19 protein-coding genes are annotated in these 18724 nt (G+C 72.8%); 12 read left to right on the top strand and 7 right to left on the bottom strand.

The genetic code is table 11. The features are described 5' to 3' along the window. Positions 1 to 88: 88 nt before the first annotated feature. The gene (locus ABZ193_RS18055) at positions 89 to 1135 is read left to right on the top strand and encodes a phosphotransferase family protein (RefSeq protein ID WP_354710695.1); all 1047 of its coding nucleotides are present in this window, start codon (positions 89 to 91) and stop codon (positions 1133 to 1135) included. 610 nt (positions 1136 to 1745) lie between these two features. Here the strand turns inward: ABZ193_RS18055 and ABZ193_RS18050 are convergent. Continuing rightward, the gene (locus tag ABZ193_RS18050) at positions 1746 to 2243 is read right to left on the bottom strand and encodes a universal stress protein (RefSeq protein WP_354710693.1); all 498 of its coding nucleotides are present in this window, start codon (positions 2241 to 2243) and stop codon (positions 1746 to 1748) included. Positions 2244 to 2378: 135 nt separating this feature from the next. Here ABZ193_RS18050 and ilvA point away from each other — a divergent pair, with 135 nt between their 5' ends. Further along, a complete protein-coding gene (gene ilvA / locus ABZ193_RS18045; protein WP_235716313.1) occupies positions 2379 to 3596 on the top strand; it encodes a threonine ammonia-lyase IlvA in 1218 nt (405 codons plus the stop codon). Here ilvA and ABZ193_RS18040 read toward each other — a convergent pair. Continuing rightward, positions 3580 to 4422 (bottom strand): SDR family NAD(P)-dependent oxidoreductase, encoded by an 843-nt coding sequence (locus tag ABZ193_RS18040; RefSeq protein WP_354710691.1) that lies wholly within the window; start codon positions 4420 to 4422, stop codon positions 3580 to 3582. The two genes, ilvA and ABZ193_RS18040, sit on opposite strands and share 17 nt — an antisense overlap. Positions 4423 to 4561: 139 nt before the next feature. Here ABZ193_RS18040 and ABZ193_RS18035 point away from each other — a divergent pair, with 139 nt between their 5' ends. After that, a complete protein-coding gene (locus ABZ193_RS18035; protein WP_084506224.1) occupies positions 4562 to 5086 on the top strand; it encodes a TetR/AcrR family transcriptional regulator in 525 nt (174 codons plus the stop codon). Between the two features lie 372 nt (positions 5087 to 5458). Here the strand turns inward: ABZ193_RS18035 and ABZ193_RS18030 are convergent, their stop codons facing one another. Both ABZ193_RS18030 and ABZ193_RS18025 read right to left on the bottom strand, forming a co-directional pair. Further along, positions 5459 to 6088 (bottom strand): TetR/AcrR family transcriptional regulator, encoded by a 630-nt coding sequence (locus ABZ193_RS18030; RefSeq protein ID WP_354710690.1) that lies wholly within the window; start codon positions 6086 to 6088, stop codon positions 5459 to 5461. A gap of 41 nt (positions 6089 to 6129) precedes the next feature. Continuing rightward, positions 6130 to 6681: a TetR/AcrR family transcriptional regulator gene (locus ABZ193_RS18025; protein ID WP_020422940.1), complete on the bottom strand. Its 552-nt coding sequence runs from the start codon at positions 6679 to 6681 to the stop codon at positions 6130 to 6132. Between the two features lie 80 nt (positions 6682 to 6761). Here ABZ193_RS18025 and ABZ193_RS18020 point away from each other — a divergent pair, with 80 nt between their 5' ends. Continuing rightward, positions 6762 to 7982: an MFS transporter gene (locus tag ABZ193_RS18020; protein ID WP_354710688.1), complete on the top strand. Its 1221-nt coding sequence runs from the start codon at positions 6762 to 6764 to the stop codon at positions 7980 to 7982. A gap of 8 nt (positions 7983 to 7990) precedes the next feature. Here ABZ193_RS18020 and ABZ193_RS18015 read toward each other — a convergent pair whose 3' ends face one another. Beyond that, a complete protein-coding gene (locus tag ABZ193_RS18015; protein WP_354710687.1) occupies positions 7991 to 8143 on the bottom strand; it encodes a hypothetical protein in 153 nt (50 codons plus the stop codon). Positions 8144 to 8267: 124 nt separating this feature from the next. Here ABZ193_RS18015 and ABZ193_RS18010 point away from each other — a divergent pair, with 124 nt between their 5' ends. Genes ABZ193_RS18010 through ABZ193_RS18000 form a run of 3 tightly spaced genes read left to right on the top strand, consistent with a single transcriptional unit; the run spans position 8268 to position 10742 of the window. Continuing rightward, on the top strand, positions 8268 to 8762 hold the full coding sequence (locus tag ABZ193_RS18010) for a DUF4396 domain-containing protein (protein WP_020422938.1): 495 nt from the start codon (positions 8268 to 8270) through the stop codon (positions 8760 to 8762). Positions 8763 to 8814: 52 nt separating this feature from the next. Beyond that, positions 8815 to 9927, top strand: a complete 1113-nt coding sequence (locus tag ABZ193_RS18005; protein WP_354710686.1) for a cytochrome P450 — start codon at positions 8815 to 8817, stop codon at positions 9925 to 9927. Positions 9928 to 9938: 11 nt separating this feature from the next. Then, positions 9939 to 10742 (top strand): methyltransferase domain-containing protein, encoded by an 804-nt coding sequence (locus ABZ193_RS18000; protein ID WP_354710685.1) that lies wholly within the window; start codon positions 9939 to 9941, stop codon positions 10740 to 10742. Here ABZ193_RS18000 and ABZ193_RS17995 read toward each other — a convergent pair. After that, positions 10730 to 12103 (bottom strand): aminotransferase class V-fold PLP-dependent enzyme, encoded by a 1374-nt coding sequence (locus tag ABZ193_RS17995; RefSeq protein WP_354710684.1) that lies wholly within the window; start codon positions 12101 to 12103, stop codon positions 10730 to 10732. The genes ABZ193_RS18000 and ABZ193_RS17995 overlap by 13 nt on opposite strands. A gap of 15 nt (positions 12104 to 12118) precedes the next feature. Then, positions 12119 to 12916, bottom strand: coding sequence for a hypothetical protein (locus ABZ193_RS17990; RefSeq protein ID WP_237339734.1), 798 nt, complete (start codon positions 12914 to 12916; stop codon positions 12119 to 12121). 171 nt (positions 12917 to 13087) lie between these two features. Between ABZ193_RS17990 and ABZ193_RS17985 the strand changes: the two genes are divergently transcribed. The 5 genes from ABZ193_RS17985 to ABZ193_RS17965 all read left to right on the top strand — a co-directional run bounded on the left by ABZ193_RS17985 (position 13088) and on the right by ABZ193_RS17965 (position 18709). Continuing rightward, positions 13088 to 13825 (top strand): polyprenol monophosphomannose synthase, encoded by a 738-nt coding sequence (locus tag ABZ193_RS17985; RefSeq protein WP_020422933.1) that lies wholly within the window; start codon positions 13088 to 13090, stop codon positions 13823 to 13825. A gap of 78 nt (positions 13826 to 13903) precedes the next feature. Further along, a complete protein-coding gene (locus ABZ193_RS17980; protein ID WP_237339755.1) occupies positions 13904 to 14761 on the top strand; it encodes a DMT family transporter in 858 nt (285 codons plus the stop codon). Positions 14762 to 14821: 60 nt separating this feature from the next. Further along, a complete protein-coding gene (locus ABZ193_RS17975; protein WP_020422931.1) occupies positions 14822 to 15439 on the top strand; it encodes a hypothetical protein in 618 nt (205 codons plus the stop codon). Between the two features lie 219 nt (positions 15440 to 15658). Further along, positions 15659 to 16627, top strand: coding sequence for a helix-turn-helix transcriptional regulator (locus tag ABZ193_RS17970; protein ID WP_202961491.1), 969 nt, complete (start codon positions 15659 to 15661; stop codon positions 16625 to 16627). 45 nt (positions 16628 to 16672) lie between these two features. After that, a complete protein-coding gene (locus ABZ193_RS17965) occupies positions 16673 to 18709 on the top strand; it encodes an alpha/beta fold hydrolase (protein WP_354710682.1) in 2037 nt (678 codons plus the stop codon). The last annotated feature ends 15 nt before the right edge of the window (positions 18710 to 18724 follow it).

The raw sequence follows: 18724 nt of genomic DNA, 5'->3' as shown, positions 1-18724 counted from the left end.
GACGGTTGTCGCCGGGGGAGGGTTGTCCGGGCTTTCCCTGTCCCGGGTGCTTCTGCCATGTTGCACCCAGGAGCGGAGAGGGGGCCCGATGCCGGAAGCCGAGAACCTGTCGCCGGGGGAGTTGCGCGCACTCGGGGCGTGGATGGACCGCCAGGGGCTGCCCGGCGGGCCTGTCGAGGACCTCGCGCCGATCGCCGGTGGTACTCAGAACTTGATGGTGTCGTTCCGCCGTGGCGGCCGGGCGTATGTGTTGCGCAGCGGGCCCCGGCACCGGCGGGCGCGCAGCAATGACGTGCTGCGCCGGGAGATGCGGGTGCTCGCCGCGCTGGCGGGCACCGCGGTGCCGCACCCGGAGCTGATCGCGGCCTGCCCGGAGGAGACCGTCCTGCCTGGCGCGGTCTTCTACCTCATGGAGCCGGTGGACGGATTCAACGCGACCGTCGAGCTGCCCGAACCACACGCCACCCGTCCCGACCTGCGGCACGAGATGGGCCTGGCGATGGCCGACGCGCTGGCGGCGCTCGGCGCGGTCGACCACGAGCGGGCCGGCCTGGCGGATTTCGGTCGCCCACACGGGTTTCTCGAACGTCAGGTGCCGCGGTGGCTCGCGGAGCTCGATTCCTACGCGGGCCACGACGGTTACCCCGGGCCGGACCTGCCGGGCGTGGCGGGTGTCGCCGACTGGCTCGCGCAGCACGTGCCCCAGCGGTGGTCACCAGGCATCCTCCACGGCGACTACCACCTGGCGAACGTCCTGTTCGACCGCCGTGGCGCCACGGTCGCGGCGATTGTGGACTGGGAGATGAGCACGATCGGCGACCCGCTCCTCGACCTCGGCTGGCTGCTGGCCACGTGGCCCGGCACCCGCCCGATGCTCGGATGGACCGGCCTCGCCACGGCCGGCGACCTCGCCACCGAGGAGGAGATCGTGGCCCGCTACGCCACCCGCTCGGGACGGGACACCTCCGGAATCGCCTGGTACGCGGTGCTGGCGTGCTTCAAGCTGGGCATCGTGCTGGAAGGCACGCACGCGCGTGCGTGCGCGGGCAAAGCGCCACGCGCCATCGGAGACCGCCTGCACGCCGCGGCGGTCGGGTTGTTCGAGCAGGCGCTGGACCGGATCGCGTGTTCGTGAATGGCTGAGGTGCCCGGCGCGGGCCGCGGTGGTGAGTGCCGCGCCGAGAGGGCCTTCATCCGGCGGTTGCGGATCGTGGCGAGCATGCGCGCCGGGAGGGCTTGCGCGGCGGGATGTGCTTGCGGGCCGGAGACGTGCTTGCGGGCCGGGGACGTGCTCGCGCGGCGGATGGGCTCGCGGGACGGCGCTGGGCTTGCGGGGCGGGTGGGCTCGCGGGGCGGGGATGGGTTCGCGGGGCGGGTGGGCTCGCGCGACGGATGGGCTTGCGGGGGCGATGGGCTTGCGAGGCGGAGATGGGCCGCCGGGGCGGGATGGGCTCGCGCCGCCGGGATGGGTGTGCCTCCGCGGCCGACGGTCGGCTGGGCTGCGCGGTGGTCGGTGGGCTGGGCTGCGCGGTGGTCGGTGGGCCGGCCGCGGTGGGCGGCTGCTCGCTCCGGAGGGCTGCTCGCGCGGGATGGCGAGGGATTCGGCGGGCGGCGCGCCGTGATCGGGTGGGGGGATTGCACACGAGGGGGCGCGCCGGGATGGCCTTGACCGGGTGCCGGTGGTGGGCGTCGCCGATTCCGGCCGGAAGGTGTCGGTGACGGCGTATCGGGCGTCGGGGGCGGTGTCAGGGCACCACGGTCACCGGCCAGAGACCGGACCGCACGAGGCGGTTCGCCACCGAGCTGACGATCCGGTGGCCCCGGCTCTCCGACGCGCCCACCACGACGAGGTCGGCGTGCAGCTCCACCGCCGCGCGGCGGAGTTCCGTGAAGGCGTCGCCGCGGCGGACGATGAACGTGATGGGCAGGCCGGCTTCGTCGGCGAGGTTGCGGATCGGTCCGCGCATCTCGTCGATCGTCGCTTCGTAGGCCTGCTCCTGAGCCGCCGCGAGGTAGCCGCTCGCCATGCCGGTCCACGCCGTCGGCGCCAGCACGTACACCAGCACCAGCCGCGACCGCTGCCGTCGCGCCAGCCCGGCCGCGTAGGCGCCCGCCCGGGACGCGGTGGGGGAGCCGTCGACGCCGGCGAGGACGACGTGCGGCCCGTCGGTGCCCCGCTCGAACGGGCCCGGCGACCACGCCGGGCCGTACTCCTCCACCAGTTGTCCCCGCTCCGCACCCACGGCACGCATTATCTGGCACCGGCCGCTCCGGGTGCGGGCGCCCGCCACGGCTTTGGTACGAATGACGTCTACGCCGACAGGAGGAACCAAGTCGTGGGTAACGGGCCCGACCCCGTGCGGGCGGCCGACGTGGCGATGGCGGCCGCCCGGTTCGCCGGGGTCATCCAGCCGACGCCACTGCACCGCAACGAACGGCTTTCGCTGCAGCACGGCGTGGACGTCTGGCTCAAGCGCGAGGACCTGTCCGCCGTCCGCTCCTACAAGGGCCGGGGCGCCTACAACCTGGTGAGCCAGCTCTCACCGGAGGAGCGCGCCCGAGGCGTGGTGTGCGCGAGCGCAGGCAACCACGGCCAGGGTGTGGCGTTCGCCTCAGCCGCCCTCGGTGTCCTCGCCCGCGTCTACCTGCCGCGCACCACGCCCCGCCAGAAGCGGGACCGCGTCGCCCGGCTCGGCGGCGAGCACGTCCAGATCGTGGTGCACGGCGACACCTACGACGACGCGGCCGCCGCCGCGCAGGCGTACGCGGCGAGCACGGGCACGACGATGATCCCCGCGTTCGACGACCCGCGCACGATCGCCGGGCAGGGCACCGTCGTCAAGGAGGCCATCGAGCAGCTGGGCCGCGCGCCCGACGTCGTGATCGTGCCGGTCGGTGGCGGCGGCCTGCTCGCCGGGACCCTCGCCTGGCTTCGCGAGACCCACCCCGAGGTGCGGGTGATCGGCGCCGAGCCGCAGGGCGCGGCCAGCATGGCTCTCGCGCTCGAACACGGCGCCCCCATCGCGATGGAGACCATCGACCCGTTCGTCGACGGCGCCGCTGTCCGCCTCGTCGGGCAGCACACCTACGCCCTCGCCGCCGAACGCCGGCCCGCCATGATCGCCGTGCCCGAGGGCAAGATCTGCGTCGAGATGCTCGACCTCTACCAGTCCGATGGCATCATCGCCGAGCCCGCCGGCGCGTTGTCCCCGGCCGCGCTCGGGCTCGATCTCGACCTGGAACCGGGCTCGACCGTGCTGTGCATCGTGTCCGGGGGCAACAACGACGTCAGCCGGTACGCCGAGATCGTCGAGCGAGCCCTGATCTTCGAGGGGCGCAAGCACTACTTCCTCGTCGAGTTCCCGCAGGAGCCCGGCGCGCTCCGCCGGTTCCTCGACGACGTGCTCGGCCCGGACGACGACATCACGCTCTTCGAGTACGTCAAGCGCAACAACCGCGAGACCGGCCCGGCTCTGGTCGGGATCGAACTGGGCTCGCCGGACAACCTCGAACCGATGATGAAGCGGATGGCGGCGGGCCCGCACCGCATCGAACGCGTCCCGCCGGACAGCCCCCTGTTCACGTTCCTGGTGTGACCGGCATTGGTATCGCCTTCTCGGCCGCGCGGCTCACCTCCTCCCAGGCCGCCCAGCCGTCCAGGCGCTGCCGCGTGAGGTCCTGGGCCAGGTCGTAGACCATGCTGCCGAGCAGCAGGCGCAGCGGCGGATCCTCGCTGTCCACGAGTTTCAGCAGCGCCTCGGCGGCCAGCGCCGGATCGCTGTCGACCGATCCCTCGGACCACTGCCGCTCCAGTTCCTGCCGCAGCGGTGCGTACTCGTCGACCGGCGACGCCATCGTGGGTGCGGTGTAGAGGTCGGTCCAGTAGCCGCCGGGCTGCACGATGCTGACCTTGACGCCGAACGTGGCCGCCTCCCGCGCCAGCGCTTCGCTCATGCCCTCCAGGGCGAACTTGCTCGCGCTGTAGAGACCGGTCATCGGGAACCCGCCCAGCGCGGCGATGCTCGAAATCTGCAGGATGCGGCCGGACTGCCGGCGCCGCATCACCGGTAGCACGGCCTGGCTCACCCAGAGCGCGCCGAAGAAGTTCGTCTCCAGTGCGGCTCTGGCCTGGTCCTCGGTGAACTCCTCGACCATGCCCATGGTCAGCGTGCCCGCGTTGTTGACCACGACATCGAGCCGGCCGAAGTGGTCGATGGCCTGCTCGACGGCCCGGAACACGTCATCGCGCCGGGTGACGTCGAGCTGGATGGGCAGCAGCCGGTCGGTCGCCTTGGCGGTGATGGTGCGGGAGGCCGCGACCACCCGGTCACCGCGATCGAGGGCGGCTTCGGTGAAGGCGCGACCGAGGCCGCGGCTCGCACCGGTGATGAACCAGACGCGGGAAGGGGAGGTGGTGGTCATCTGGGGCTCCTTTCGTTGTGAGACGAACCGTAGCGTCTCGCTTCCGAGCTGTCAAGACGGACCGTCTCGTCTTGAGTTGTGGTAGTGTGAGGACGTGCCAGATGCGAGTCGTCGCAACGAGAGCTCGCGGCAGGCGATCCTGGCTGCCGCGTTCGAATTGGTGGGTGAAGTCGGGTACGCGAAGCTGAGCATCGAAGGGATCGCCGCGCGGGCGGGTGTCGGGAAGCAGACGATCTACCGCTGGTGGCCCTCGAAGGGGGCGGTGCTGCTGGACGCGTTCCTGATGCTGTCCGAAGGGGACGGTAGCGGGCTGCCGGACACCGGCGACCTGGAGGCGGACCTGAAGACGGTGCTGCGCGCGACGGTCCAGGAGCTGACCGACGAGCGCTTCGACCTCACGATGCGCGCGCTCAGCTCGGAGATCATGCACGATCCGGAGCTGGCGCGGATGTACTCGGAGCGGCTCGACGAGCCGGTGCGGGAGCTGAAGAAGGAACGGCTGCGCAAGGCGGTGGAAGCCGGGCAGCTGTCCGATGTGGACCTGGACGTGGCGGTGGACGTGATCTGGGGCCCGGTGACGGTGCGCTGGATGCAGCGCGGGCCGCTCACGGTGGAGTTCGCGGACCAGGTGGTGGAGACGGCGTTGTCCGGGTTGCGGCCCTGAGGCGACGGGGTTTGCGGGGAACGCCTTGCGGTGGTGGTCGCTTTGAGGGGTGCGAGGTCGGATCGGGTAGTGGGACGGCGTTGTCCGGGTTGCGGCCCTGACCCGGCGGTGGGTGCTGGGGAAGGGGTTGCGCGGTCGTGGTCGCTCTGAGGGGTGGGCGCGAGGAGGATCGGCGGTGAGTATCGCAGGGTGGGGGCGCGGAGGCGTGACACTGACGCGATGGGCCCTTTCGGAGGGGCTGCCGCAGCGGTGCGTCATGCCCGCCTTGCTGAAGGGTGGATTTGCGTGAGGTGCCGCAGACGCGCGAGCCGGCTGGGGGTGACGCGTCGAGGTCCGTTCGCGGGCCCCGGAGAGCCCGCGAACGGGAACGCCTCAGTTCTTCGCCGCTACGGCCTGTTCGAAGAAGTCCGCCAGTTGCCGCCCGTAGGACTCCAGGTCCAAGGCCGGGTTTTCGGTGTAGGCCTGGATCGCGCCGTCGATGCTCTGCGCGATCGTGCGGGCCGCGACCTCCGGCGAGAACTCACCGAAGGCGCCTTCCCGCTGCCCCTGGGACAGCAGCCGCTCGATGCGGCCCGTCCGGAAACCGCTCAGCAGCGGGCCCGCCACCGGCCAGCCGTCCGGGTCGTCCGCGTTCGCGGCCACCTCGCGCAGCACCCGGACGCACTCGGGGTGGTCGCGGACGAACGTGACCTCCGTTTCGATCAGCGCGCGCAGCATCGCGGCCCGGTCGGTCGTGTCGCCGGCCCGCTCCTCCAGGTACCTGTCCCGGATGCTCAGCGCCGTCGTCACCACCGCCTGCATCAGCCCCGCCTTCGTGCCGAAGTGGTAGCCGATCAACCGCGTGCTGCTCAGGCCCGCGCGCTCCTTGATGCGTGCGAACGACGTCCGGCGGTACCCCAGTGCCGAGATCGTCGCCAGGGTCGCCGCGATGATCTGCGAACGGCGCGCCTCCTCGGCCGGGCTCAGGCCCAGGTCCGGCTGCACCTCATTGATTACCTGCATGAGTAAAAAGTTACTCGCCCGAGTAACAGGGCGCAACCGTATTACTTGAGCAGCGTGTCGACCAGCTCGGTGGTCCAGCTGGGATCCGCGGGCTGACCTGCGAAGATCGCCCGGTAGTACAGCGGCCCGAGCAGGACGTCCGCGGCGTGCGCGGTCTCCGGCGCGGTCCCGCCACGGGAACGTTCGCGATCGAGGATCGCCGTGAGCTGAGCGTGCCGGTCCGCGGTGCACGCGCAGCCGCCGTCGGGGCCGGAACCGATCGCGGCCCGCATGATCGCCAGCACGTCCGGGTCGGCCAGGTCGGTCGCCACGTCGGACGCCCACCGCCGCAGGTCCTCGCGCAGCGAACCGGTGTCCGGCACGACGATGTCGCCGCTGAACCGGCTGCTCGCCACGTCCGCCATCAACTCCGCGACCGACCCCCACCGCCGGTACAAGGTGGTCGGGTGGACGCCCGCGCGCGTCGCGATCAACGGCAGCGTCAGCGCCTCCGCGGGGTGTTCGGCCAGGAACTCCACGACGGCGCGGTGCACGGCGGCGCGCACCCGCGCGGACCGGCCGCCGGGACGGGTTGTGCTGGTGGTGGCGGACATGGAGAAATTATCGCATCGATCGTTGCGTTTGCGCTATGGTCGTCCTAACGCATCGATCTTTGCTTTTCCGAGGAGTGCTGATGTCGAGTTCCCCCGCCGTCGCCGTCGCGGTCCGTCCGAGAGCCCGGTTGCCGCACCCGGTGGCGTTCACGGCGGTCGCGGTGATCTTCGTGCTGTTCATGGCCGCCTCCAGCGTCCCGTCCCCGCTCTACGTCGTCTACCAGCAGGAATGGGGCTTCTCGTCGATGACGCTCACCGTGGTCTTCGCGGTGTACGTCCTGGGGTTGATCGCGTCGCTGCTGGTCGTCGGCGCATTGTCGGACCACGTCGGGCGGCGGCCGGTGCTGGCCGCGGCGATCGTCGGGGAAGCCGTCTCGCTCGTGTTGTTCCTGGTCGCCGGGGACGTCTCCGCGCTGTTCGCGGCGCGCGTCGTGCAGGGCGTCGCCACCGGTGCGGCCATGTCCGTGCTCGGCGCGACGCTGGTCGACCTGAACCCGCCGCACGCGCCCGGTCGCGCCGGTGTGATCAGCAGCGTCGCCCCGACGAGCGGGCTCGCCCTCGGCGCTCTGGGTTGCGGCGCGCTCGTCCAGTTCGCGCCCGCCCCGACGCACCTCGTCTACGCGCTCCTGCTCGCCGGCATGGTCGTCGCGCTGTTGCTGACCGCCGGCCTGCCCGAGACCTCCGCCCGTCGCCCCGGCGCGCTGGCCTCGCTCACCCCGCGGCTCGGTGTCCCGGCGCGGCTGCGGCCGGACCTGTTCGCGCTGGTGCCGATCCTGATCTCCAGCTGGGCACTCGGCGGCCTGTACCTGTCGCTCGGGCCGTCGGTGGCGGCCGGACTGTTCGGGCTGTCCAACCACCTCGTCGGCGGGCTCGTCGTGACCCTGCTGTGCGGGACGGGCGCCCTGACCTCGCTGGTGCTGCGCACGGCCCCGGTCGGCGTGGTGCTGCAGGCCGGCGCCGCGTTGCTGGCGACCGGCATGGGCATCACCCTCGCGGGTGTGCTGGCGGACCTGGTCGCGCTCGCCGTCGCCGGGACCGTCGTGTCCGGGATCGGGTTCGGGGCCTCGGCGCTGGCCAGTTTCGGCACGCTCGCGCGCCTGGCCGCGCCCGCCGAACGGGGCGAGTTGTTCGCGGTGGTCTACGTCGTGTCCTACCTCGCGTTCAGCATCCCGGCGGTGATCGCGGGCTTCGCGGCGACTTCGGCCGGGTTGCGGCCGACCGCGATCGTCTACGGGTTCGCCGTGGGCGGGCTGGCCGTGCTCGCGGTGATCGCCCAGTCGGTGCGCGCCGCGCGGAGGTGATCGCGCGGTCAGGGGTCGACCAGCTCGAACTCCAGCCTCTGCGGCGCGTTGTGTTCACGGTCTTCCCGTGCGGCGCTCTCGAAGATCTCGACGATTTTGGCGAAGTTCGCCTCTCCGAGCGCGGCGCGACTCGTGGACGCGTGTAGCCAGCGGACCCGCACGGGTCGCTCGACGTCCCGGCTGAGGCGGTCCCAGGTTCCACCCGTCCAGTGTTGCGCAATCCGGACAAGAGGGTTATCTTCACTCCGGTGATACCCCCTAGGGGTATTGAACGGAGGGAACGACATGGACCACTCGACGCACCAGCACGCGGGGCACGCGGAACACGCCGCGCACCGGCCGCCCGCCACCTGGGCCGCCGCGGCGCAGGCCACCCTGCACTGCCTCACCGGCTGCGCCATCGGCGAGGTGCTCGGCATGGTCATCGGCACCGCGCTCGGGCTGCACGGCGTCGCCACCGTCGCACTCGCCGTCGCGCTCGCGTTCGTCTTCGGGTACGCGCTCACCATGCGCGGGGTGCTGAAGGCGGGCGTGCCCTTCCGGGCCGCGCTGAAGGTCGCGCTGGCCGCCGACACGATCTCGATCACCGTGATGGAGATCGTGGACAACCTCATCATGGTCAGCGTGCCGGGCGCGATGGACGCCGGCGCGGGCAGCTGGCTGTTCTGGGGCGCGCTGGCGTTCTCGCTGGCCGTGGCGTTCGTGCTGACCTGGCCGGTGAACAAGTGGATGATCGGGCGCGGCAAGGGGCACGCGGTCGTCCACCAGTACCACCACTGACTGCGCCGGGCGGCCCTGTCGGCCGCCCGGCCGGTCGTGTTGTCTTGATCCCGTGGGCGGGCGGAAGATCGACCGCGGCCCGGCCGGGGACGGCTGCCCGGTGCGGCGCGGCCCGGACGGGACCTGGCGGGTGACGGGCTACGAGCAGGCCCGCGCGGTGCTGCGCAGCGGCGGCACCGTGCAGGCCGGCCTCGGCATCGAGACGGTTGACAAACTGCCGGCGCGGTTCCGCCGCCCAGTGCTCTACCGCGACGGCCCGGAACACCGCGAACACCGCCGCCAAACCGCCCGCTTCTTCACGCCCCGCCGCGTCAGCGAGCACTACCGCGACCTGATGGCCCGCATCGCCGACGAGCAACTGGCGCGGCTGACCCGCACCGGGCGCGCCGAACTGCCGGACCTGGCCTTCGGCCTCGCGATCGGCGTCGCGTCCGAGGTCGTCGGCCTCACCGAGAGCAGGCCGGGCATCCAGCGGCGGCTGGACCGGTTCTTCCCCGAGGAGTTCGGGCGGCCCGGCTTCACCAGCCTGACCGGGATCCGCTGGTTCTTCCGCCAGATGCGCAACTGGCTCGCCATCTACGTCGCCGACGTCCGCCCGGCCGTGCGCGCCCGGCGCCGCCACCGCCGCGACGACCTCATCTCGCACCTGCTCGACGAGGGCTGCTCGGCGGGCGAAATCCTCGGCGAGTGCCTCACCTTCGCCGCCGCGGGCATGGTCACCACCCGCGAGTTCGTGTCCGTCGCGGCCTGGCACCTGTTCACCGACGACGCCCTGCGCGCCCGCTACCGCGAAGCGGACGAGGACGAGCGGATCGCCCTCCTGCACGAGATCCTGCGCACCGAACCCGTCATCGGCGGGCTCAAACGGCGCACCACCGCGCCACTCCGGCTCGACGAAGACACCATCCCGGCTGGTGAGCTCGTCGAGGTGCGGATCGACGCGGCCAACCTCGAACCGTGCGAGGCGCCGGGCCTGTCCTTCGGCGACGGCGCGCACAAGTGCCCCGGCGCGCACGTCGCGATCCTGGAGACCGACGTCTTCCTCAGCCGCCTGTTCGCCCTGCCCGGCCTGCGCATGGTGAGCCCGCCGCGGGTCACCGTCAAAGCCGAGATCGACAGCTACGAATTGCGGAATCTGGTCGTGGCGGTCGCCACACCGGACTAGCATCCGCGCTCGTGGCGGACACCGACATCTCCTTCCGAGCCGACCGGATCGACCCGGCCGTGGTCGCGCGGCAGGCCGAGATCCTCGACCTGCAGGCCGCGACGCCGGGCGTGCGGCGGTTGCGTGCGTGGGCGCACGATGCCCTGGCCGTCCGGCCGGGCGAGCGCGCGCTGGAAATCGGCTGCGGCACCGGCTCCGAGGTGCAGGTGCTCGCGGCCGCGGCGGGGCCGGAGGGCGAGGCCGTCGGGCTCGACCCCAACGAAGCCATGCTCGCGCTCGCCAGGGACCGGGCCGCCGGATCGGCCGCGCGGTTCGTGCCCGGCGACGTCTCCGCGTTGCCCTTCGCCGACGTGACCTTCGACGCCGTGCTGTGCGAGCGCGTCTTCCAGCACCTGACCGACCCGGCCGGCGCGGTCGCCGAGATCGTGCGGGTCCTGCGCCCCGGCGGGCGCGTCGCGCTGATCGACACCGACTGGGCCACCGGCATCATCCACCCCGGCGACCCGGACACCGTCCGGGCCGTGCTGGCCGGGATGCTCACGCAGACCGCCGAACCCGCCGCGGGTCGCAAGCTCGCGGGCTGGCTCAGCGCGGCCGGGCTGACGATCGCCGACCGCGGCTCACAGGCCCTGATCTCCGACCACGAGTCGGTCCGCGACACGCTGCTGCCGATGATGGTCCAGCACGCCGTGGGCAACGGCGTGGTCACCCGCGAGCAGGGCGACCGGCTGCTCGCCGAGCTCGCCGACGGCGCCGCGCGCGGGGACTTCCACCTGTCCGTGACGATGTTCGGCGTGCTCGCTCAGCGTCCCTGAACCTCCCGCCAGGCGGCGAGGATCGCGGCCACGCTGCGGTCGACATCGGCCTCCGTGGTGCGCCAGTTCGACACTGAGACGCGCATCAGCCGCCTGCCCTGCCAGACCGTGGCGCCCATCCAGCACTCGCCGGACCGCTGCACCGCCTCCAGCACCTGCGGCGTGTTGTCGCCGAAGCCGACGAGGACCTGGTTGAGGACGACGTCGTTGACCACCTCGGCCCCGGCCTCGGACAGCCGCGCGGCGAACCGGCGCGCGAGGGCGCAGGACCGCTCGACGAGTTCCGCGACGCCCGCGCGGCCCAGCTGCCGCAGCGCCGCCCACGTGGTGAAGCCCCGGGCGCGGCGCGAGGAGTCCGGCACGAAGTCGCCGGGGGAGCGCAGCGCCTCCGGCCGGTCGCCGACGAGGTAGGCGGCGGTGTAGGAGGTCGCGGCCGCGTGCGCGGCGGGGTGCGCGCAGAACGCGTAGCCGCTGTCGTAGGGCACGTTGAGCCACTTGTGGCCGTCGGTCGCCCAGGAATCGGCCTCCGCCACGCCTTCGGTGAGGTGCCGCAACCGCGGGCTCGCCGCCGCCCACAACCCGAACGCGCCGTCGACGTGTACCCACGCCCCGCGCGCGTGCGCGGCCGCGATCGCGGTGCGGAAGTCGTCGAACGCGCCGGTGTTGACCTCGCCTGCCTGCAGGCACACGATCGTCGGCGCATCCGATGTGGACAGTGCGCCGGCCAGCGCGGCGACGTCGATCGAGCCGGACGGGGCGGTCGGCACCTCGGCGAGCGCGTCGGTGCCGAAGCCGAGCAGGCGCAGAGCCCGGTCGATCGTCGCGTGCCGTCCGCTGCCCGCGACGATCCGCACCCGCGGCGCGCCGTGCAGGCCCTGCCGCTCGACGTCCCAGCCGTGGCGTTCCAGCACGGCGTGCCGCGCGGCGGCCAGGCCCACCGTGTTGCCGCCCTGCGCACCCGTCACGAACCCGAACGACGCGGTGGGCGGCAGGCCGAGCAGGTCCTTCAGCCACCCGCCCGCGACCTCCTCGACCAGCGCGGCGGCGGGTGAGGTGAGCGCGTTGAAGCCGTTCTGGTCCCACGCCGTGGTCAGCACGTCGGCCGCCGCCGCGGCCTCCAGCGAACCACCGGTGACGAACCCGAAGTACCGCGGACCGGCGCTCGCGACCAGCGCGGGCTCGACGGCCTCACGCAGCTGGTCGAGCACGGCCGCGGGATCGGCGGGCCCGTCCGGCAGCTCGCCGAGCGCGGCGCGGACCGCGTCCGGGTCCAGGTCGCGGGGGAACACCGGGCGCTCGTCCAGCCCGGCGCGGAAGTCCCGGCCCAGCGCCGCGGCGCGAGGGAGCAGGTCGTCGGCCACGCGACGATCGTAGTTTCACCCGGCGGCGGCGCGGTGCAGGCTGAGCACGCCGTCGCGGGGACCGGTCGCCGTCCACGCGCCCGAGTCCGCCGTCCAGGTCACGCCGTCGAACGTGACGCCGTCCAGGCCGAAGCGGGTGGCGTTGGCGACCAGCCAGGTCGCGAACGCCCAGCCCTCGGCCGCCGGGTGCGGCCCGCTCAGCACCGCGGTGCCCAGCTCGGCCCTGGCGACCGCCACGATGTCCGCCTCCGGCGCGCCCGGGGAGAGGTTCGCGCAGGTCAACGCGCCCGGCTTGGCCCCGGTCAGCGCTCCCGCCGTCGCCGCCGCCTCGGTCTCCCACTGCGCGTAGGCCTCCGGGAACGCCGACCGCTGCACCAGCTGCGCCGCCTGCGTCACCGTCAGGTCCGCCCAGCCGGGCTGCTCCCGCAGCCGCTCGTAGAACGCCGTCGCCGCGTACACCGGGTCGGTGACCTCTTCGTAGGCGCCCCACCCCTGGCTGGGGCGCTGCTGGAACAGGCCGGCCGAATCCCGGTCGCCGCCGGGCAGGTTCCGCAGCCGCGACTCCTGGATCGCGGTGGCCAGCGCGACCGTGACCGCGTGGTCCGGCATGCCGAGGCGATCGCCGACGGCGGCGATCGTGGCCGCGTTGCGGGCCTGCTCGACCGTCAGGTCGAAGGACGAGCCGTCCGCGGCGGTCACCGTGCACCCCGGCTTGGGCGCGGGCCGCCCGGTGAGCGCGATCCACGCGACGACCCCGCCTACCACGACCACGGCGAGGACGAGAGCCAGCAGCGCCCCGCGACTGCTCCGCATGCTCCCCTCCTCCCCGGACCTCCCGCCAGTACAGACGCACGAGGCCGCCGCTGGTTCGTCGTACCCGCTCGCGACCCCGGAAAACGGCGTCCGCGTTACCCGGAAGAGGTGCGAAATCGGGTGCGATACCGTTCGGTGCCGAACCTCCACCCGCGCACGAAGGATTTGATCATGGGAGAGAGCTCCCCGAAGGTCACGGTCGTCGTCCCGACCTACAACGAGCGGGACAACCTGCCCAAGCTCGTCGGCCAGCTGACCGGCCTCGGGCTGCCCGGCCTGCACGTGCTCGTGGTGGACGACAACTCGCCGGACGGCACCGGCGACGTGGCCGACAAGCTGGCGACCGAGCACCCGGACCACATCGGCGTGCTGCACCGGACCGAAAAGGACGGTCTCGGCCGCGCCTACGTCGCCGGCATCAGCCGGGCGCTCGACGAGGGCGCGGACATCGTGATCCAGATGGACGCCGACCTGTCCCACCCGGTCGAGGCCGTGCCGCGGATGATCGACAAGCTCGCCACATCGGACGCCGCCGTGGTGCTCGGATCCCGTTACGTGGCAGGCGGTTCGCTCGCGGGCGAGTGGGGGTGGCACCGCAAGGCGCTGTCGGCGTGGGCGAACTTCTACGTCAACGCCATCCTGCGGCTGCACGTCAAGGACGCGACCGCCGGGTTCAAGGCGTGGCGCGCGGAGACGTTGCGGCGCATCGACATCGCCACGATCCGCAGCAACGGGTACGCGTTCCAGGTCGAGATGAACTACCGCACCGTGAAGCAGGGGATGCGGATCGCCGAGATCCCGATCCGGTTCGAGGAGCGCGCCGACGGCGTGTCGAAGATGAGCCTCGCGGTGCAGCTGGAGTCGGCGCTGATGCCGTGGAAGCTGCTGTTCGGCCGTAAGCTGAGCTAAACGAACCTTCACAATCTTTCACTTGTCCTGACGTGTCTGCGGTCGCACGCTGGTGGTGTGATCAAGACGTGGGTGCGGATGGGCGTGCTCGCCCTGCTGTGGGGGTCGGCGTTCCTGTGGATCAAGCTCGCGCTGCGCGGGTTCACGCCGATCGAGATCGCGGTGTTGCGGAGCGTGCTCGGCGCCGCCGTGCTGTTCGTCCTGGCCCGGATCGCGGGGCAGCGGATGCCGCGCGGGCGGGCGATGTGGGGGCGGCTGGTCATCGCCGCGTTCTTCTGCAACGCGGTGCCGTTCGCGTTGTTCAGCATCGGTGAGCAGACCGTCGACTCCGGCATCGCCGGGGTGCTCAACGCGACCACTCCACTGTGGTCACTGCTCATCGGGCTGGTGCTGGGCGCCGAACGCGGGATCCACCCGGCGCGGCTCGGCGGGCTGCTGCTCGGCTTCGCCGGGGTGTCGCTGATCTTCGCGCCGTGGCAGCGGGCCGGGCTGTTCGGGTGGGGAGCGCTGGCGCTGGTGGGCGCGGCGGCGAGCTACGCGATCGCGTTCGCTTACATGGCACGGAAATTGGCCGGGACGGGCGGTCCCGTCGCGATCTCGGCCGCGCAACTGGCCGTCGCGTCCGGCCTGGCCTCGCTCGCGCTGCCCCTGGAGGGCGCCCGGCCGGGGTTCGACGGCCTGGCGGTGCTCGCGGTCGTCCTGCTCGGCGTGTTCGGCACCGGGATCACCTTCTACCTCAACTACCGGCTCATCGAGGACGAGGGCCCTACCGGCGCGGCCGTCGTCGGGTACCTGCTGCCGGTCGTGTCGGTCGCGCTCGGGGCCGTCGTCCTCGGCGAGCCGGTGACGCCGCGGGTCGTGGCCGGGATGCTGGTGGTGCTGGCCGGGGTCGGCCTGACGCGCACGAAGCCGCGGCGCGTACGCGTGGCGGCGTAGGCGCAGGTCGCGCTCTGCGCCGGATGCCCCGGGACGTCCGTTTTCGCGACAGTCGAAGGCATGAGACTCAAAGCTGGAGGACGGAAGGCGTGGCTCGCGACGCACATCATCTCGGCCGGCGCGTGGATCGGGATCGACGTGGTGCTGGCGGTGCTGGTGTTCACCGCGATGCTGACGGACGATCCGGCGCTCGCCGCGGTGTGCTACCAGGCGCTGCGGCTGTTCGCGGTGTGGCCGCTGCTGGTGGCCGGACTGGTGTGCCTTGGCAGCGGCGTGATGCTGGGGCTGGGCAGCCGGTACGGGCTGGTGCGGTACTGGTGGGTGGCGATCAAGCTGGTGCTCAACCTCGCCATGGTGACGCTGGCGGTGGTGTCGCTGCGCCCGGGCGTCGGCGAAGCCGCGGCCTACGGTGAGTCGCTGCTGGCCGGCCTGCCCGGGACGGCGCCGGACCTGGTGTTCCCACCGATCGTGTCACCGGCGTGCCTGCTGGCGGCGGTGCTGTTGTCGATCTACAAGCCCGGTGGGCGCATCCGGCGGACCGGTTCCAGGATCAGCGTGCGCGGCACGCCGTCCAACGCCGGCGCGTTCTCCCGCGACGACCAGACCTCCCGCTCCAGGAAGGCGAGGAACGCCTCCGCGTCGGGCACCGAGCCGAACTCCAGGTCGACCACCACGTAGTGGGGATCGCCGACGGGGCGGGACACGTGGTGACCGCGCACGCCGGCCCGGCTGCGCGCCTCGGCGAACCGGTCGAACGCCGCCTGCCACAGCGGGAAATCCACAATCGAGTGTTCGATGTGCAAGATGGCCATGATTCCTCCTTCGCCACGCTTGCGACGGTAGGAATTCCGCGTCGTCGCGCACATCCCAGCTTCCTGGGGTCTTAGACTCGACCACGTGGACGCGAGAGCGGTGCGGCTGCGCGTGCTCGGCGAGATCCGGCGCAGGGTCGGCTTCGACGCCTACGCCTGGCCGCTGACCGACCCGGAGACCGCGGTCGGCACCGCCCCGCTCGCCGACGTCCCATGCCTGCCGGAGCTGCCCCGCCTGATCCGGCTCAAGTACCTCACCCCGGTCAACCGCTGGACGGCCCTGCGCCCCGGCGCCGTCGCGACCCTGCACACCGCGACCGGCGGCAACCCCGCCCGCAGCCTGCTCTGGCGCGAGATGCTCAACCGGCACGGCGTCGCCGACGTCGCGTCGGTGGTGTTCGCGGACCGGTTCGGAGTCTGGGCGTTCCTCGACCTGTGGCGGTCCCGGCCCTTCACCGACGCCGAGACCCGGACGCTGACCCGGATCCTCGAGCCGGTCACCGCCGAGCTGCGCCGGGCGCAGGCGGAGACCTTCGTCGCGCGCGATGGCCTCCCCGCCCGGTCCGGGCCGGTCGTGCTGCTGCTGTCGCCGGACCTCGACGTCCTCGGCCACACCCCGGACACCGCCGAGTACCTGCGCGTCCTCGTCCCGCCCGGCGACGGGCAGGCGCCGGTCCCGGCCGGCGCCTACAACGTCGCCGCCCAGCTCCTCGCGAACGAGGCCGGCGTCGACGGCCACCGCCCGGCGGCCCGGGTGCACCTCGCCGACGGGCGGTGGGTCACGCTGCGCGCCGCGCGGATCGTCCGCGACATCGCCGTCACGATCGAGGAGTCCGCGCCCGCCGAGCGGGTCGGCCTGTTCGGCCGGGCGTTCGGGCTCAGCACCCGCGAGCGGGAACTGCTCGAACACCTCGCCCACGGCAGCGACACGCGGGACCTCGCCCGCCGGATGTTCCTGTCCGAGCACACCGTCCAGGACCACCTGAAGTCGATCTTCGGCAAGACCTCGGTGCGCAACCGGCGGACCCTGCTGGCCCGGGCACTGGGCGGCTGATCGAAAAGCCGCGAAACCGTCGGTCATCGGTGGTATGAAGGCGAAGTGACCGACGATGCCTTCGCCGACCTCGACGCCTACGTCCGCCTCCCGCGGCTGTCGGGGCTGGTGCTCTCCCCGGACGGCCGCCGACTCGTCGTCGGCGTGGCGACGCCCGACCTGAAGAAGAACCGCTACACCACGGCGCTGTGGGAAGTGGACCCCGACGGCGAGCGCCCGGCGCGGCGGCTGACCCGCAGCGCCGAAGGCGAGTCCGGCGCCGCCTTCACCCCGTCCGGCGACCTGCTGTTCGTCTCGGCCCGGCCCGACTCCGCGGCCGAGGGCGAGGACGGCCCCAAGAGCGCGCTGTGGCTGCAGCCCGCGTCCGGCGGGGACGCCCGCGTGATCGCGGCGCCGGCCGGCGGTGTGCGCGGGGTCGCGGTGGCCGCGGAGGCCGGCACGGTGCTGGCCGGGGCGCCGATGATGCCCTCGGCCACGAGCGCCGACCACGACGCCGAGATCCGCAAGGCCCGCAAGGACGCCGGGGTGTCGGCGATCCTGCACGAGGAGTACCCCATCCGCTTCTGGGACCACGACCTCGGCCCCGACCGCACCCGGCTGGTCGTCGCCGACGGGGTGCCTGCGGGGGAGGAGCGGCTGGACCTTCGTGACCTCACCGGGCACGCGGGGCGTGCGCTGACCGACGAGGCCGCTTGGGACGTCTCGCCGGACGGGCGCACCGTCGTCACCACCTGGACGGTTCCCGAAGCGGGCGGCTCGCAGCGGCCCACCGTCGTCGCGATCGACGTCGCCACCGGTGAGCGCCGCGTGCTGGCCGACGACCCGGATCACGAGTACGAATCGCCACGGATCTCGCCGGACGGCACACAGGTCGCGGTCGCCGTCTACCGGCGCTCGACCCCGCACGAACCGGGCGACTACTGGCTCGCGCTCGTCCCGCTCGCCGGCGGCGAACTCCGGCCGCTGACCCAGAGCTGGGACCGCTGGCCGCACTCGCCGCGGTGGCTGCCGGACGGTTCGGCGCTCGTCGTCGGCGCCGACGACCAGGGCCGGGCGCCGCTGTGGAAGGTCGACGCCGCAACCGGCGACGTCACCCGGCTGACCGCCGACGACGGCGCCTACAGCGAGCCGCGGATCTCCCCGGACGGGCAGTGGGTGTACGCGCTGCGTTCGGCCGTCGACCACCCGCCCGCCCCGGTGCGGATCGCCCTCGACGGCGGCGCCATCGAGCCGCTGCCCGGGCCCGCCGAGGCGCTCGGCCTCGACGCCGAGATCCCCGGACGGCTCGACGAGGTCACCGCCACCGCCGAGGACGGCACGCCGCTGCGGGCGTGGCTCGCGCTCCCGCGGGACGCCGGCCCCGGCTCGCCCGCGCCGCTGCTGCTGTGGATCCACGGCGGGCCGCTCGGCTCGTGGAACGCCTGGCAGTGGCGGTGGAACCCGTGGCTCGCCGTGGCGCAGGGCTACGCCGTCCTGCTGCCCGACCCGGCGATCTCCACCGGTTACGGGTACGACTTCATCAAGCGCGGCTGGGGCGCGTGGGGCGCGGCGCCGTTCACCGACCTGATGGCGCTCACCGACGCCGCGGAGCAGCACGCGGGGGTCGACGAGACCCGCACGGCGGCGATGGGCGGGTCGTTCGGCGGTTACATGGCCAACTGGGTCGCCGGGCACACCGACCGGTTCCAGGCGATCGTCACGCACGCCTCGCTGTGGGCGCTGGACCAGTTCGGGCCGACGACCGACGCGACCTACTACTGGCAGCGCGAACTCACCCCGGAGATGGCGGAGGCGAACTCGCCGCACCGCTTCGCCGACGAGATCACCACGCCGATGCTCGTCATCCACGGCGACAAGGACTACCGCGTCCCGATCGGCGAGGGGCTGCGGCTGTGGTGGGACCTGGTGTCCCGCTCGGCCGCCGAGGACGGCTCGACACCGCACAAGTTCCTCTACTTCCCGGACGAGAACCACTGGATCCTGACCCCGCACCACGCGAAGCTCTGGTACGGCACGGTGTTCGCGTTCCTCGCGCAGCACGTGCTGGGCAAGGACTGGGAGCGGCCGGACCTGCTGGGCTGACGGTTAGACGCCGCC

The sequence above is a fragment of the Amycolatopsis sp. NPDC006125 genome (assembly GCF_040614195.1).
Taxonomy (GTDB): Bacteria; Actinomycetota; Actinomycetes; order Mycobacteriales; family Pseudonocardiaceae; genus Amycolatopsis_E; species Amycolatopsis_E tucumanensis.
The sequence above is the reverse complement of the archived record's forward strand: the minus strand, read 5'-3'. Positions and strand labels throughout refer to the sequence as shown.